The 15,424-nt window shown below is 65.4% G+C and carries 9 protein-coding genes and 1 pseudogene; 2 read left to right on the forward strand and 8 right to left on the reverse strand.

All coding sequences use genetic code 11. From position 1 onward, the window contains the following. Positions 1 to 345: 345 nt before the first annotated feature. The 6 genes from AC3WJE_RS11310 to pmbA form a co-directional block, all read right to left on the reverse strand. A complete protein-coding gene (locus tag AC3WJE_RS11310; protein ID WP_493730897.1) occupies positions 346 to 3,732 on the reverse strand; it encodes an autotransporter outer membrane beta-barrel domain-containing protein in 3,387 nt (1,128 codons plus the stop codon). Positions 3,733 to 3,970: 238 nt separating this feature from the next. Next, a complete protein-coding gene (locus AC3WJE_RS11315) occupies positions 3,971 to 4,381 on the reverse strand; it encodes a DUF4870 domain-containing protein (RefSeq protein WP_493730898.1) in 411 nt (136 codons plus the stop codon). Positions 4,382 to 4,554: 173 nt separating this feature from the next. Then, the gene (locus AC3WJE_RS11320) at positions 4,555 to 5,214 is read right to left on the reverse strand and encodes a DUF799 domain-containing protein (RefSeq protein WP_493730899.1); all 660 of its coding nucleotides are present in this window, start codon (positions 5,212 to 5,214) and stop codon (positions 4,555 to 4,557) included. Between the two features lie 11 nt (positions 5,215 to 5,225). Continuing rightward, a complete protein-coding gene (locus AC3WJE_RS11325) occupies positions 5,226 to 5,582 on the reverse strand; it encodes a DUF4810 domain-containing protein (protein WP_493730900.1) in 357 nt (118 codons plus the stop codon). 20 nt (positions 5,583 to 5,602) lie between these two features. Beyond that, a complete protein-coding gene (locus AC3WJE_RS11330; RefSeq protein WP_493730901.1) occupies positions 5,603 to 6,274 on the reverse strand; it encodes a CsgG/HfaB family protein in 672 nt (223 codons plus the stop codon). Between the two features lie 435 nt (positions 6,275 to 6,709). Continuing rightward, positions 6,710 to 8,029: a metalloprotease PmbA gene (pmbA, locus tag AC3WJE_RS11335; RefSeq protein WP_493730954.1), complete on the reverse strand. Its 1,320-nt coding sequence runs from the start codon at positions 8,027 to 8,029 to the stop codon at positions 6,710 to 6,712. 117 nt (positions 8,030 to 8,146) lie between these two features. Between pmbA and yjgA the strand changes: the two genes are divergently transcribed. Continuing rightward, a complete protein-coding gene (gene yjgA, locus AC3WJE_RS11340) occupies positions 8,147 to 8,716 on the forward strand; it encodes a ribosome biogenesis factor YjgA (RefSeq protein WP_493730902.1) in 570 nt (189 codons plus the stop codon). A gap of 91 nt (positions 8,717 to 8,807) precedes the next feature. Here the strand turns inward: yjgA and tldD are convergent, their stop codons facing one another. Continuing rightward, a complete protein-coding gene (tldD, locus tag AC3WJE_RS11345; protein WP_493730903.1) occupies positions 8,808 to 10,253 on the reverse strand; it encodes a metalloprotease TldD in 1,446 nt (481 codons plus the stop codon). 392 nt (positions 10,254 to 10,645) lie between these two features. Here tldD and AC3WJE_RS11350 point away from each other — a divergent pair. Further along, a pseudogene (locus tag AC3WJE_RS11350) lies at positions 10,646 to 11,396 on the forward strand (DUF6065 family protein). A 102-nt stretch (positions 11,397 to 11,498) separates the two neighbouring features. Here AC3WJE_RS11350 and AC3WJE_RS11355 read toward each other — a convergent pair. Then, complete coding sequence (locus tag AC3WJE_RS11355; protein WP_493730904.1) at positions 11,499 to 15,383, reverse strand: YhdP family protein; 3,885 nt, start codon at positions 15,381 to 15,383, stop codon at positions 11,499 to 11,501. Positions 15,384 to 15,424: the final 41 nt, after the last annotated feature.

A 15,424-nucleotide genomic window follows, 5' to 3' on the forward strand; every position in this document is an offset into this window, starting at 1 on the left:
ATAACCCGAAGGGCGACGTGCATGGATGCACGTCGTTTTCTGCCGCGGCATGGATGCCGCGTCAGAAAATCCCGCTGGCGCAGTGCACCCGTAGCGCAGCGAAGGGCGCGAGGACTGGGGCGTGCTTTCTTTGGGTTACGTTTCTTTGCACGAGCAAAGAAAGGTAACTCGCTCCGAAGGAGCGAAAGCCTTTGAAGTTGCTACTGCTACTGCTATTGCTGTTGCTATTGCTGTCACTGCAACGTCAAAACCAACAAGCAACGTCCTTAGATTCCATCACGTGGAAGTCGCTGCCCCGCCGACGCAGGGACGGTGGGATGGATCGCATGCGAAGCAAACCACCCCTCACCACCGATAACGCACACCCACACTAGCCGCCCAATCCCCCGTCACCCCCGTATACCGCTGCCGCCCAGCCTCAGCAAACGCACTCAACTGCAAACCGCGCACCGACATCGAAGCCCCCGCCGCAAACTCGCAACCACCACGGCGCCCAGGCCCCGATGCCGTGGAAATTTCGCCACCCTCCTTGGATGCGGTAATCGCCACGTCATCGCCAAACGACTGCAAGCGCAACGCCTTCAGATACAACTCGCCCTCGATCCTCGCAGCGGAGAAACGCCGGGACAGACTGGCACCCGCGCGAGCCTGGGTGACGTCGGCATCCTGCACGTCCACGCTCACACCAGTGGAGGTGACGTGCCGCTCGCCGCGCATCGTGCCGCTGGAAACGGAAATCTGTGGCGTCAGCGACCACGCATCGCCGATCGGCAGCGGCCAGCCCGCTTCCAGCGTGACCAACACCGCATCGGCCCGGGCGGTTCCCGCACTGCGACGGCCCTCACTGTCGAGCGAGCGATACTGATTGCGCAAACGGCTACCGCCGACGCTTCCCCACAGATAGGCACCCTGCCCACCGATCATCTCCGCATACGCAGTAAGCCCGGTCGAGCGGAGCTTGCCGTCGCCGCGACTGTAGTCGGCCTGGGCGCGCCCCTGCGTGGCGCTGGCACCGAGCACCAGCGAAGCCGAATCGCCCATCATGAAGCCCTGTTCGACGCCAACTGAGACCGCCTGCACGTCCTGCGTGTACTGGCGCGAATAAGCGGTATCGACACGATCGCGACCACCGGTGACGCTGACCCAGGCACTGGCGACATCATCCGCGCGTGCGCTCGCCACGTGCGCGGCGTGGGCGCGGGTCTGCTCGGCGGTACGCAGCCACAGGCTGCGCAGGCCATCGACGGCATCAGCGGCTGTCAACACCGTTTCCGACGGACGGATGGCCGGCGTATCGGTACCGCCCTCAATGCTGCCACCGCCGGTTTCCCCGCCGCTGCTCTCCTCGCCGCCGGTACTCCCGCCCCCCGTCTCTCCACCGCCGGTACTACCACCGCTATCCCCACCGCCGCTACTCCCGCCACTACCGGAGTCGCTGCCGCCACTTTCTCCACTACCACTGCCACTATCCCCACCACCGCTCCCACCACCGCCAGTACTGCCGCCACCGGTGCTTCCGCCGCCGTTGCCGATGATCTGGATACCGGTGAGCAGCACCTTGCTGCCATCGCTGGACAGCGCCAGCGTGGGTTTGTACGAAAATGCGATCAGGTCGTTCTCGTAGGTCTGCCGCCAACTGCTCTCCAGACCGGCGATGGCAGCCAGCTTCGCGGTGCCTCCGGCGGCCTGGCTGGCATCGATCACGTCCACGTCCGACAGCGCCTCGATCCACTTGCCGACCTGCAGCGCCGCATCGTTGATCCACGAGGTGTCGTCCAGCACCGGGTCGTAGACGATGCCGATGGACTGGGTACCCGTCGCGTTGAAGCTGCTGATGCCGCTGCCGAACACGATCTTGTCGGCCGCACCATTGCGGATATCGCTGAGCAGCAGGAACTTCGCGCCATCCTCCAGCGTCACCGAGCCGTTGCCGGTGGAGCTGTTGATGGTCAGCGTGCGCAGCGAATAGCTGGGAACCGAACCGGGCGCGAAACTTCCCCACGCCCCCGACATGTCCAGGATCCCGCCCGTGGCCAGGGTGAGGCCGCCGGCACCGAAATCGGCACTGATGTTGCCGGTCCCGGTCGGCTTCCAGCTCGCGCCATCCGCGAACCGCAACCAGCTCGCGCCCGAGCGATAGGTGATCGCATCGCTGCTGTCCGGGTCGACATAGCCGGTGACGTTGCCTTCGAGGAACGCATCATCGCCGGTGAAATTGATCGTGGTGGTGCCCGCGTAATCGGTGCCGGAGGCATTGGTCAGGCTGGCGGTGCTGATGTCGCCCACCAAGGCCACACGCGCCTTGCCGGCTGCATTGATGTTGATTTCGCCGGTCTCGCCATCCACCGCGGTGTTGTTGATGAGCAGCACCTTGCCGCTCCCCGTGCCGGTGGCCTCGGCATCGAGCCCGCCCTGCATGGTGATGACGCCGCCCCAGTTGTTGATCCCGAACACCGAGCAGCCGTCGCAGCTGGAATGCGCGCGCAGGTACACCGTGTCGCTGTCGGAATTGAAGTTGAGGATGCTGTTGTTGTTGATGCCGTAGGTTTCCCCGCCCGCGTTGATCGTGGCGCTGACGCCCTTGTCGAAGTTCATCGACGAGGCGCGGCCATAGATGCTGCTGATCGCGGTCGGCAGGCCGAACGGGGTGTAGTTGCCGCCCTGGTTGACCTCCACCACCACATTGCCGTGCCAGTACATGCGCGCGGTGCGATGCGTGTTGGCGATGCCCAGCGCTGAACGCGGCCCGGTCGCGGACACGTAGGCGTCGCCATCGACTTCCAGAACACCCTGGTTGCGGATGCCGAACACGGTCGAGCCGTTCGAGGTGGCATTCAAGTTCAGATTGCCGGTGATCCTGAGCCGGCTGTTGATGCCATCGTTGTAGATGCCGTGGACGTTGTCGCTCGGCCACATGCCATAGGCGGTGATGTCCGCATCGCCGTTCAACACGATGCTGCTGCGACCGCCGCCCGAGTTGTAGAGCCCCGATGTCGAGGCGCCCCGCGCCTGGGTCAGGATCGTGGTCTTGCCGTTGACCGTGACGTTGCCCTGGTACACCCACAGTCCCTGCGAATAGGCCGGGGTATAGGTCTCGATCGACAGGTCACCGTTGAACGTCGCGGCGGCCTGGTAGATGCGCACGCCGAGCGCGGCCGAACCACCTTCCGCATGCCCATCGACCGTGGTCGTAGCGTCGTCGGTGCGGGCGTAAACCGAGGTCTTGCCGTTGATCGTCAGGTTGGAGCCGCTCTCCAGGTCAATGCCGTACGCCGTACCCCATGCCCCCACCGCCGCGCGCTGGGCGGAAACGTTCAGCACGCCGGTGCCATCGCCGACCTGCAGCACTACCGGCTGTGAACCCGCCAGCTTGATGTCGTTGATGTCTTCCACCGCCGACGTAGCGGTCTTGATGCTGTCACCGTCCGCGAACGTGTAGACCAGACGGCCGCTGGCATCGGTGGAGGTGCTGTACGCGCTGTCGACACTGGCATCGCCGGTGACGGTCTGGGTGTACTCGGCCGAGAACGCCGGCTTCGGCGCCGCCATGGCCGCGACCACGCTCAGCACCGACATCGGCAATACCGCACGCCGGCGGCCCTCTTCGAGTTCGATCCGGGCGATACGCTGATGCTCGCGGATCGAGGCCTCCCACAGGGGCGGCAGCGGCGATGCGACGCGAGAGTATCGGGCGGACGACCGCGGCAGGCCGTCTCGTGCGGGTGAATTCATCGGTGTTCCCCTGATCTGCACACGAAAACTGCCCTCCCCAGGGCAGCCCGCTCAGTATGAAGCAATGCATCCGTGCGACATCAGCGGCCTGTCGTGACGCAGTTTGCAATAATGGCAATGACATGACGCAAAGCCGCAGCGCCCGTCACGCCGGCATGCCTCGAGGAATCCGCGCCGCCGCTACGCAAAGACCCGGCCGAAGCCGGGTCTTTGGGGCCAACACGTCGAGCGTGGTTGCTTACTTCACCAGACGCAGCGTCAGCGGATAGCGGTAGCTTTCGCCCTTGCTGGCCTTGATGGCGGCGATGATCGTCAGCACCAGCCAGGCGATGCCGAGCAGCCAGGCCGCAAAAATGAACAGGAAGCCGACCAGGACCACCATGAGCAGGACGCCGATGGCGTACAGCACCACCATCGTGATCCCCACGGTGATGTTGAAGTTCAACGCCTCCTTGGCCTGATCGGCGACGAACGGCATCGTGTCGCGCTTGATCAGCCAGATCACCAACGGACCGACGATCGCGCCGATACCGGTGAACAGGGCGGTCAGCGCGGACAGATGCGCAAACAGCGCCCACTGTTTCTCTTCCGCCGAGGGCACGCCGGCTACCGGCGGTGGCGGGGTAGTGATGTTTTCGAACTCGCTCACGTGATCTCTCCCTTCTCCGTTGAGGTCGCCGGCCACCGGGCATGTCGGCCGGTACAGTGAGACCTAAGATAAATCAATCGCCGCCACTTGGGGGCCTGACCCAGCCCCACAGACCGTGGCTTTCGATCCGTCCAGGGTGTGCTGCCGCATATCGCGGCAGCACATTCTTCATGTCAGTCCGACCCGAACTTCGGATTGTAGGGGCCGTACAACAACCCCGTTGGTTGACCGGTCGAGAGCAGACGCTGGCTGGCGATGCCGGCAATCTGATGGCTCTTGTCGGTGACTTGGTTCAGAACCTGATTGACCACCGCACTGATCAGCAGGCCAACCAGACCACCACCATTATTCTGGTTCTCCGCACTCGAAGCCTGTGCCTGCCCCTCCCACAGAACCGTGCCGGTACGCAGATCCACCAGTTTGGCGCTGGCCGAGACCAAGACCGTGCTGTTGACCACCTGGTAAACGGAGCCGTACTTGTCCACAGTGATGTAGAGCGCGGCATCGGCTCCGAAGATTTCGCGTAGTTTGGCTGGATCCACATTCTGCGCATCGTCAGCCACCGTGATGCCGTTCTGCTTGAACGTCTCGTACACGGGCGCCACCGGCATCACGTAATAGCCCGCTTCGGCCAAAGGCAGCGTGGTGACAGACAGTACGCTCGGCCCGGCATCGACATCCGGGACACGACTGACAGGCGGCAATACGAGGATCGAACGCGGCTTGCTAGCCTTGTAGGCGGTGTAGTCGCGAGCCGCCGGCCCAGTTGTCGCACAGGCACTCATCAGCAGGATGACGCCCACCAGGGCAACCATTTTCAGGAGTCGTTTCATGGCTGCATTCTTCACTTCTGGTACCCCTTCAGGAGGAGATCGATGTAGGTCGCCGATTCGGGGTAATGGACCTTCTCGGCCACCAGGTTTTCCTGCGCCTTGCTGTCGTTCCCGGTCTCGGCATACAGCATGCCCAGATGCGCGCGCAGCCCCGGAGGCACCGCCCGATTCGAAGCCTGCGTCACCTGCACGTCCTTCTCCAGCGCCTGGATCTGTTGCTCGGGACTTTCGCCCTTGAAATGGCGATACACCTGATCCTGGTAACTTCCCCACTGATACAGCGAGGCTGGCTGATGGGCACAGGCAGTCAGCATCAACAGGCCGCACGCCGCCAGTCCGCGCAGAGCGCGAACGCCATTGTTTTTCATGAAGAACCCTCTCCTTGTGGTTACTTGGCCGGCTTCCAGGCACCGGAATCGATGGCGGCCGTGAGGTTGTTGATAGCTTCGCGTATGGCCAGATCCAGTACCTTGCCATTGAGAGTGGAGTCGTAGCTGGAAGTGCCGCCGAAACCAACGATCTCGCGAGTGGACAGCGAATACTCCCCGCCCCCCTGCACCGAATACACCACTTCGGACGTCGCTATGTCCACCACGTTCAAGCTGACCTTGGCATAGGCCACCTGCTGCTTGCCACGCCCCAGAATACCGAACAGCTGCGCGTCGCCAACTTCCTTGCGACCGAACTCGGTGACATCGCCGGTTACCACATAATCGGCACCCTTGAGTTGCTGCACCTGTTGCTTGATCTCGGCCTCCTGCTTGATCTCGCCCATATTATCGCGGTCGAGCACGCGGAACCGATTGGTCTGCTGCAGATGCGTGACCAGGATGGTCTTGGCCTGACTGCCGAGACGGTCCGCGCCGTCAGAGAACAGCCCCCGCATAAAGGATGATCGATTGTCGAACTTGCCCACGGCAATTGGTGCACGGACTCCGGAATACGGCACACCTGCCGTCGCCACCGTCTGCGGTTTCACATTCTGGTAGCTTTCGGTTGCACAGCCGGCCAATCCAGCCAACAGTGCCAATGACACACACACGCTGATGGAGCGCTTCATTGCTATCCCCCTATCCTTGTAATGGGCAAAATAATCAAAATGCCTGCCCCTGAAAGCAAAAGAGGCAAACCACCCCCTTTGCAGCGGGCGATGCTACCTGAAAAAAATAAATGTGGTAATGGGTTGCGGCTATCGCGATTAACTATCACCGGCTTCCACAAAATGCCATCCAGCCTTCAATATCGATAACCCAGAGGCAACGACCGTCATATTTTTGACGAAAGATACCTGCGCCATAATTAATAGCCAATTTATTGACTTAATTAATCGACCAGTACCGCGCCACGCAATCCACACGACACCCACAACATCGCAAGGTGCCGTTCTATCAATGATCACAAAAGAATCCGTACACACCTGCAACGAGCATCATTGCAATGATTGGCGGTTCTACATGGCCGGCGCCCACTCCCCGGACTCAAGCCTCAGGAGTTCTCAATCGCCGCCTGCCACCATCATCTTGCCGATCAGCACAGCACCCATGCCGATATGCGAGCGCACGTCGATGTCGCTTCCCACCGCCTCGATGGCGTCGAACATGCCGCGCAGGTTGCCGGCGATGGTGATGCCGTCCACGGGGTAGCTAATGACGCCATTCTCGATCCAGAAGCCGCCCGCGCCGCGTGAATAATCGCCGGTGACGTTGTTCACGCCCTGCCCCATCAGCTCGGTGACCAGCAGGCCGCTTGGCAGATTGGCGATGATCGATGCCAGATCAACGGCATTGGCCGAGACCTGCAGGTTATGCACGCCGCCGGCATTGGCCGTGCTGCGCAGGCCCAGCTTGCGCGCCGAGTAGCTGCCCAGCACGTAGCGCTGCAGCACGCCATCGACGATCAGCGGCGAGGACTCTTGTGTGGCCACCCCCTCGCCGTCGAATGCGGTCGAGCGCAGGCCACGACGCAGGTGCGGGCGCTCGTCCATCGACAGCCACGCCGGGAACAACCGGGTGCCGACGCTGTCGAGCAGGAAGCTGGCCTTGCGGTACAGCGCACCGCCGGAAATCGCACCCAACAGGTGGCCGACCAGCGAGCGGGCGATCTCCGGCGCGAACACCACCGGGTATTCGCCGGTCGGCAGCGAACGCGGCTGCAGCCGGGCGACGGTGCGCTCGGCCGCGCGCCGGCCGACTTCGGCCGCATCCCACAGGTCCTCGCGCGCCAACGCGCTGGTGTACCAGCCGTCGCGCTGCATGCCGTCGCCCTGGCCGGCGATCAGCGCGCAGCCGATCGAATGGTGGGTGTCGCGCTCGCGGCCGATGAAGCCATGCGAGTTGGCGTAGACCGACAGGCTCCGGCTGCTGCCGAACGAGGCGCCGTCGGAATTGCTGATCCGCGCATCCGCCTCGCGCCCGGCGGCCTCGCAGGCCAGCGCGATGTCCACCGCCTGCTGGGCGTCGATCGCCCACGGGTGCCAGCTGTCGAAATCCCGCAGTTCGGTGGCCATGCGGTCCGCGTCGGCCAGGCCGGCGGCGGGGTCGTCCTCGGTGTAGCGCGCGATCGCACAGGCCTGGGCCACCGTGGCCTCCAGGCTGGCGTCCTGCAGGTCGGCGGTGCTGGCGCTGCCCTTGCGCTGGCCGAAATAGACGGTGATGGCGATGCCGCGGTCGCGGGTGGACTCGACCGTCTCGACCTCGCCCATCCGCACGTTCACGTCCAGGCCGCGCTCCTCGCTGCAGGTCACCTCGGCCTGGCTGGCGCCAAGTTCACGGGCGCGGGCGAGCAGGCGCTGGGAGATGTCGGCCAGTGCGTCCAGGCGCGTGGCGCTGTCGTCGGCGAGGCGGGTTTCGAGGGTGATCGCGTTCAATGCTTTATCCTGTAGGGGTTACGCCGCGCGCAACGCGCGGGCAGATGAATCGGAAGTGGAAAAACCATGCGCGGACGCGACGAAGACACCGGCGAATTCCTTGGCTCCAGCCGCAGCCAGAACCGGCGCGAGGCGCTGGAGGTACTGGCCCTGGGCGAGCAACTGGTGGCGCTGACCCCGGCCCAGCTCGAACGCCTGCCGATCCCCGAGGATCTGCTGCCGCACATCGCCGAGTGCAAGCGCATCACCGCGCATATCGCCCACAAGCGCCAGCTGGCGTTCCTGGCCAAGCAGATGCGCCGCGAGGACGACGAGACCCTGGAAGCGATCCGCGACGCGCTCGATGCCAACAGCGAAAGCTCGCGCCGCGAAGTGGCGGTGATGCATCGCATCGAAGCCTGGCGTGAACGCCTGGTCGACGAGGGCGACGCGGCGCTGGCCGGCCTGCTCGACGAGTACCCGAGCGCCGACCGCCAGCACCTGCGCCAGCTGCTGCGCAACGCCAAGGAAGAAAAGCTTCGCAACAAGCCGCCGCGTGCGTATCGGGAGATCTATCAGATCCTGCGCGGGTTGATGCTTCCCAAAGAATCGGAATTGGGGATTCGGGATTCGGGATTGAGTGAGGGTCAGGATTAGCGATCCGGTAAGACGCGACTGACCAACGCCGGCCGTAGCCGGCTTCGTCGCTTTTGCGAATCCCGAATCCCAAATCTCCAATCCCCGCACCTCAGGCCTGCGTGCCGCCCACGGTCAAACCGTCGATCAACAGTGACGGCTGACCGACGCCAACCGGCACGCTCTGCCCGTCCTTGCCGCACACGCCCACGCCTTCGTCCAGCGCCAGATCATTCCCGATCATGCGCACCTTCTGCATCGTCTCCGGGCCGTTGCCGATCAGCGTGGCGCCCTTGACCGGCGCGGTGATCCTGCCGTCTTCGATCAGGTAGGCCTCGGTCGCCGAGAACACGTACTTGCCGCTGGTGATGTCGACCTGGCCACCACCGAAATTGACCGCGTACAAGCCCTTCTTCACCGAGCGGATCATCTCGTCCGGTGTGTGCTGGCCGGCCAGCATGTAGGTGTTGGTCATGCGCGGCATGGTCAGGTGCGCGAATGACTCGCGGCGACCGTTGCCGGTAGGTTTCATCCCCATCAGGCGCGCGTTGAGCGTGTCCTGCATGTAGCCGACCAGGATGCCGTCCTCGATCAGCGTGGTGCACTGGGTCGGGGTGCCCTCGTCATCGACGTTGAGCGAACCACGGCGACCGTCGAGGGTGCCGTCATCGACGATGGTCACGCCCGGTGCGGCGACGCGCTGGCCGAGACGGCCGGCGTAGACGCTGGTGCCCTTGCGGTTGAAATCGCCTTCCAGGCCGTGTCCGACCGCTTCGTGCAACAGCACGCCCGGCCAGCCCGCGCCCAACACCACCGGCATCACGCCAGCCGGTGCCGGGACTGCCTCCAGGTTCACCAGTGCCTGCCGCAACGCCTCGCGCGCGAACGCTTCCGGGCGGCCGTCGGCGAACAGTTCTTCGTAACCGTAACGACCGCCGCCGCCGCTGAAGCCAGACTCGCGGCGACCGCTCTGCTCGACGATCACCTGCACATTCAGGCGCACCAGCGGACGCACGTCGGCGGCGAGTACGCCATCGCTGCGCGCGATCAACACCGTATCCACACCGCCGGACAGGCTCACCATCACCTGCTGCACGCGCGGATCGGCCGCGCGCAGGAACTTGTCGAGCCGGCGCAGCACCTCGATCTTGGCTGCGTTCTCCATTGCATCGACCGGATCGAGCGCCGGATACAGCGCGCGCGCATCACCACGCACCAGCGAACGTGAAGTGGACGCGCCACCCTCGCGCGAGATCGCCCGCGCCGAGTGCGCAGCCTCGATCAGCGCATCGCGCTGGATGTCGTCGGAATAGGCAAAGCCGGTCTTCTCGCCGGCGATCGCGCGCACGCCAACACCTTGCTCGATCGAATGCGCGCCGTCCTTGACGATGCCGTCCTCCACGCTCCAGCTCTCGCGCCGGGAATGCTGGAAATACAGGTCGCCGAAGTCGATACCCGGCCCGAGCAGGGTGCCGAAGGTGCGGTCGAGTTGGCCGGCATCGAGCCCGCCGGGAAGCAGTAGCCGCGATTCGGCCAGGGAAAGTGCGTTGTCAGTCATCTGCTCAGGATGAGGGCCGGGGCCGGTGTGCACAAGTCGATAGGCGTGAGGAGTTCCTATCAGTTGCAGGTGATGGGTGTTTTTCAGACCTCATCCCCGCGTTCGCGGGGATGAGGTCTGAAGTATTACGTGGAAGTCACTGGATCCCCGCCTGCGCGGGGACGACGGCCGGGAGCTTCCGGAGCCGCTGGACACGACGGCGAGAGCAAATTTCGATCGTCGTCCCCGCGCAGGCGGGGATCCAGCGACTTGCGACCAGGTCACACCAAAATCAGCCAATTCATCTTGCGCGGGAAACCATCTTCCCCGCGAAGATGATCTAGAACCATCAGTCGCCGCGCCCATCACCCACACCGCTATCATCCCGGCCTCCCCACCACAGACGCCGCCGGATGAAGCTCACCGCCTACGTGCTCGACGGCCATACCCTCGACATCCGCCCGGCACCGCGCGAGCGCGACTGGATGGATGCGACCGACCAGCACTACGCCTACCGCTGTCTGCCACTGGCGATCGCCAACGCGCACGGCTGGGAACTGCTGTGCCAGGGTGGTTTCCTGGCTGACTGGAATGGCGGCAACGGCCTGGACGACATCCGCCTCCACCCGCTCGGCGATGGTCCGGTACCGGCCCGTCAGCCATTTCGGCTACGGCGTGCTGACCTTCCACGTGCCCTGCCTGTTCCGCACCGACGCGGGCATCGACCTGCTGGTCACCGGGCCGCTGAACCGGCCCAAGGACGGCATCGCCGGGCTCAGCGGCATCGTCGAGACCGACTGGAGCCCGTACACCTTCACGATGAATTGGCGTTTCACCCGCCCGGGCCGGGTGCGTTTCGACGCCGGTGAGCCGTTCTGCCATCTGATGCCGCTGCAGCGCTCGCTGACCGAAGACGTACAGGCCGAATGGCGTCCGCTCGCCGAGGCGCCGGAGCTGGAGCGCTTGCATCGCGAATGGACGCACAGTCGTAGCCGTTTTCTGCAGGAACTCGGCGACCCGGCCTCGGAAGCGTCGCGGCAGAAATGGCAGCGCGGCTACTTCCGCGGCGAGACCGGCGATGCTGACGCCCCCGCGCCGGGACATCGCAGCAAGCTGCGCTTGCCGATGCTGGAGCGCGCAGACGAGCCGGAGGCATCCGCCTGACAGACATGCCGGTGCCGTAGAGCCAAGCTCGCCCGGCCGGGGCTTTACCGGGAAAGCGTCAGCCGGGCGAGCCCGGCTCTACCACTGGGGCGATGTATCGCCTCAATCTCCGCTTTTCTTGTCGGTGCGATCGGCCTGGCGATCCTTGCGTGCGTCCTGTCGATCCACAACCTCGACCTTGGGGTCCTTCCACGGCCCGGACACGTGATAGGTCTTCGCGCCGATCGCGCCCAGCGGCTTGCCCAGCACCGCGTTGGCGGCAGCGCCGACCGCAGCGCCCACCGGACCACCGGCGACCGCGCCCACCACGGTCAGCAGGTTGCCGGACTTGGGATAGACATCGACCGTCTGGTCGAAGGTCTGCTGGCGCAGGTCGGCCTGGCCGCGCATGTCGATGTCCACCGCCGGGCCTTCGATGCGCATGCCTTCGGCCTTGGCCAGGCCATCGCCGAACTGCACCTCGCCGCCGATCCGGTTGAACGCCAGGCCCTTGGAGAAGAAATCGCGGAAATCGAACATCAACCGGCGCGGCAACTGCGCCACGCTCAGCAGGCCCAGCACGCGACCGGCGCCGGGCTCCAGCTCCAGCAACTGGCCGTTGCGCACTTCGACCTTCAGGTTGCCCTGCAGCGAGGCGAGCTGGAATGCGGTCGGCGCGCCATTCCAGCCGACATTGAGTTCGACCTGACCCTCGCCGCCGCGCAATTGGCCGCCAAAAGTCAGCGCCTGCATCAGCTGCCCGAAGTCCTGGCTGTCGGCGCGCGCCGACATCCGGGTCGTCGCCGCATCGCCCTTGCCACGCCAGGCGCCGGTGATGCCGATCTTCTGCTTGTCCGAACGCAGCTGCAGATGGTCCACCTGCAGGCCGTCGGTCAGCCGGCGCGTGCGCAGCACCGCGTTGCCGAGATTCATCTTGCCGAACTGCAGGTCGGCGATGTCCAACGACAGCGGCGGGATCGTGGCCGGATCGAAATCGGCGACCGCCTTGCGCGCGGGTTCCGGCAGGGTGCTGGCGATCGGGCCAGGGGTCACCGTTCCCGTCGCGGGCGCCTGCGACGTCGCCGGTGCGACCGGGGTTACCGGCTGCCAGTGCACGGTCTTGAGGTCGCCGCGCAACACCGCGCCATCGGCGTTGGGCACGTCGAGCTCACCTGCCAGCGACGGGCCATCCAGATTCACCGTGATCGCATCGCGGACCGGGCGAAGCCGCAGCCGCGTATCCGGGAACACGCCCCCCAGCAGCAGCAGGAGATCGGCCTGCACGTCGATCTGCTGCAGCGGCATCGCCGCCTGCGCCGGATCGGAACCCCCGGAGCGCACCAGCGCGATCCAGTCCATCGCATCCAGCGACGGCGTGCGCCCGCTGACCACCAGCCCGGACGACGGTGGCCGCTCGTGCACGCTGTCGCTGCCCATCTCCACCCGCACGCCGGTCTGGTTGCCCTGGGTCGTGGCCTTGATCGCCACCAGCTTGCCGAATGCCACGTCGATGTCGCCGTTGCCGAACGGCAGCGCGACATCGACATGCGTGGCCAGCGGCTTGTCGGCCGATTTGTCCATCGGCGCCGGCAGATCGAGCGTGGTGCCGATCAAGTCCGAATCCAGGGTCAGGTGGGTGGGTTCCTCCGGCGTACCCGGCTGGACCTTCGGCAGGTCCACGCCGATCCGCCATTGCGACGTGCCATGCACATACGGCCGCAACCACTCCATCTGCGAAGCGCGATCGAACAATTCCTTGGCATCGAGCGCGGCGGCGAACTCGGCCTGGAACGCCTGCTGCGGATCCTTCACCGCATCGCCGGCGCGCAACGAGAGCTGGCCTTGCCGACCACGATGCAGGACCGCCAGGTCTTCGGCATCGAAACCATGGTCGCTGTAATGGGCGGTGCCCTGCACGCCCTCGAAGGCCAGATCCCAGCGCTTGTCGCCCAGCTTGATGCCGTCCAGGCCGACATCGCCGCGCAGGTGACCCTGCCCGTGGTTGTCGTGCAGCGGCAACAGCATGTCGAACGTGGTCCGTGCCGGACCCGCCGCGCTGAGGTTCTTCAAGGTGTCGCCGTAGGTCTTCTGCAACGGGCTGCGGCGCAGCATCTCCAGCAGCGTGCCCGCATCGCTGCGGCTGTTGGCGCGCACGTACAGCTCGTCGGTCTTGAAGTCCGGGATGCCGGCCTCGATCCGATCGACCACCACGCCAGCCAGATTGCCGTTGCCCTGCAGAGCGAAGCCGGCACCGATGAAGGCGATATCGCCATCGAGCTTGTCCATCTGCGGCCAGTCGGGCTGGAAACGGATCTCGCCATCGCGGATGTGCCCGCTCGCCTCGAAGCGACCGTCCTGCTGATCGAACGGCCAGTCGTCCAGATCACCGCTGACCAGGCCTATGCCGCCGGTGACCGTGCCATCGACCAGCGCGTTGTCCAACCACTCGATCGCCGGCTTGCTCATGGCGGAATGGATCCAGAACTTCTTCGCCACCGGCACCCGCACGTCGTCCAGCTTGGCGGCCAGATCGATGCGCGGACGGCGGCTGCCATCGCGCTGGAACCACAGCCCGCCGCGCACGTCGGCAGCGTAGTCCGAGGCCTGCACGCGCAGCGCCGGGGTCTCGATCTTCCAGCCGTCGCCTTCGCGCCATCCGACCACACGCCCGGCCAGATGCAGCTCGTGCACCACGCCAAATCCCGTCGGCCAATCGAAGCGCAGCATCGCCGACGGCTCGAACTGCAACTCCCCGCCCTGTGCGTCGCCGTCGAAGCGCCCTTGCACCCCGCTCAGGCCCGGTGAATGACCCACCGGCGCGAACGCCAGTTCGGCCAATCGCCCCTGTACCTGCAGCGCTCCGCCCTGGATGCCCGACGCGGTCAATTCGGACAGACGCAGTTGCGGACGCGCGCCGACCAGCCACTGCCGCAGGCCGGGGTCGACCTGATCACTCAGCGCCAGCGCGGCGATCACCGGCGAGGCATCCACGGCGCCGGTCGCGACCGCAAAACGCGTGCCTCCCGCCACCGCCACGCCGTCCAGCGACTGCACTTTGCCGCCGCTGCCGATGCGCAGCATCGGCACGTCCAGCCGCCAACCATCCGCGACCACCTGCCAGCGCGCGCGCGCCTGCAGGCGATCCCATGTCAGTTTCGGCCGCGTGCGCTGCTCCGGCAGCACCGCGCCTTCCAGCTGCAATGCCCGCAGATCGGCATCGACACTGACGGAGGCGACGCGGCGATCACGCAGCCGTACCCAGGCATGCAGTTCGCCCTGACCAGCACGCACCTGCACGCCGGCGGCATGCAGCAGCGGCGCCCACGCACCAAGATCGGCCGGCTCGGCTTCCAGATACGCGGTACCGTCGCCCCGATGCTGGTCGAAATCGATAACGGTCTGTACCGGCGCCCGCTGCGGATCGATCCAGGCGCGACTGCCGATCTGCAGGCGCGTGCCGTTGACCCGCAGGCGCAGATCGATCCGGGGCAGCGTGGTGTCGATTCCCAACGACGGCGCATGCACCTGCATGCGCGCACTGATCACCTGCAATTCACCGATCCGGCGCAACGACTCCAGCGGATCGCCCGCGCCGCTGCTCGGCAATCCCTGCACCGACCAGGTACCGTCGTCGGCACGCACCATCGTCAACACCGGGCCGCGCAGGCGCAGCTCGGTCAGCGAGCGCCCCGGCAGCAGGCCGGCATACATCGCCACCAGCACCTCGGCATCGCCGATGCGCACGCCGTCGCCCGGGCCGATGCGCAGTTCCTTGAGCCGCAACAGCGGGCCACGACGGGTCCATTGGGTATCGAGCTGTTCGAAATGCACCGGCTGGCCGGCGCGCTCGCTGAGCCAGGCGGCGATCTGCTGCGGATGGCGTTCGGCCAGCGGCAGCAACTGGCTGGCCGCGCCCACCACCAACGCAAGCACCACCAACCCCAGCGCACACGCATAGATCGCGTAGCGACGGGTCAGGCGGAGTCGGCGGCGCAGCGGAGTGGGCATCAGAAGCCGGGATTGGGAATTCGGGATTGGGGATGGGTCAA

The sequence above is a fragment of the Pseudomonas sp. GW821-FHT07E12 genome, assembly GCF_058986605.1.

Excerpts from the sequence above, each read along its gene's own strand:
- AC3WJE_RS11310 (WP_493730897.1), bottom strand. The coding sequence starts at position 3,732 with ATGAATTCACCCGCACGAGACGGCCTGCCGCGGTCGTCCGCCCGATAC.
- AC3WJE_RS11320 (WP_493730899.1), bottom strand. The coding sequence starts at position 5,214 with ATGAAACGACTCCTGAAAATGGTTGCCCTGGTGGGCGTCATCCTGCTG.
- AC3WJE_RS11325 (WP_493730900.1), bottom strand. The coding sequence starts at position 5,582 with ATGAAAAACAATGGCGTTCGCGCTCTGCGCGGACTGGCGGCGTGCGGC.
- AC3WJE_RS11330 (WP_493730901.1), bottom strand. The coding sequence starts at position 6,274 with ATGAAGCGCTCCATCAGCGTGTGTGTGTCATTGGCACTGTTGGCTGGA.
- yjgA (WP_493730902.1), top strand. The coding sequence starts at position 8,147 with ATGCGCGGACGCGACGAAGACACCGGCGAATTCCTTGGCTCCAGCCGC.
- tldD (WP_493730903.1), bottom strand. The coding sequence starts at position 10,253 with ATGACTGACAACGCACTTTCCCTGGCCGAATCGCGGCTACTGCTTCCC.
- AC3WJE_RS11355 (WP_493730904.1), bottom strand. The coding sequence starts at position 15,383 with ATGCCCACTCCGCTGCGCCGCCGACTCCGCCTGACCCGTCGCTACGCG.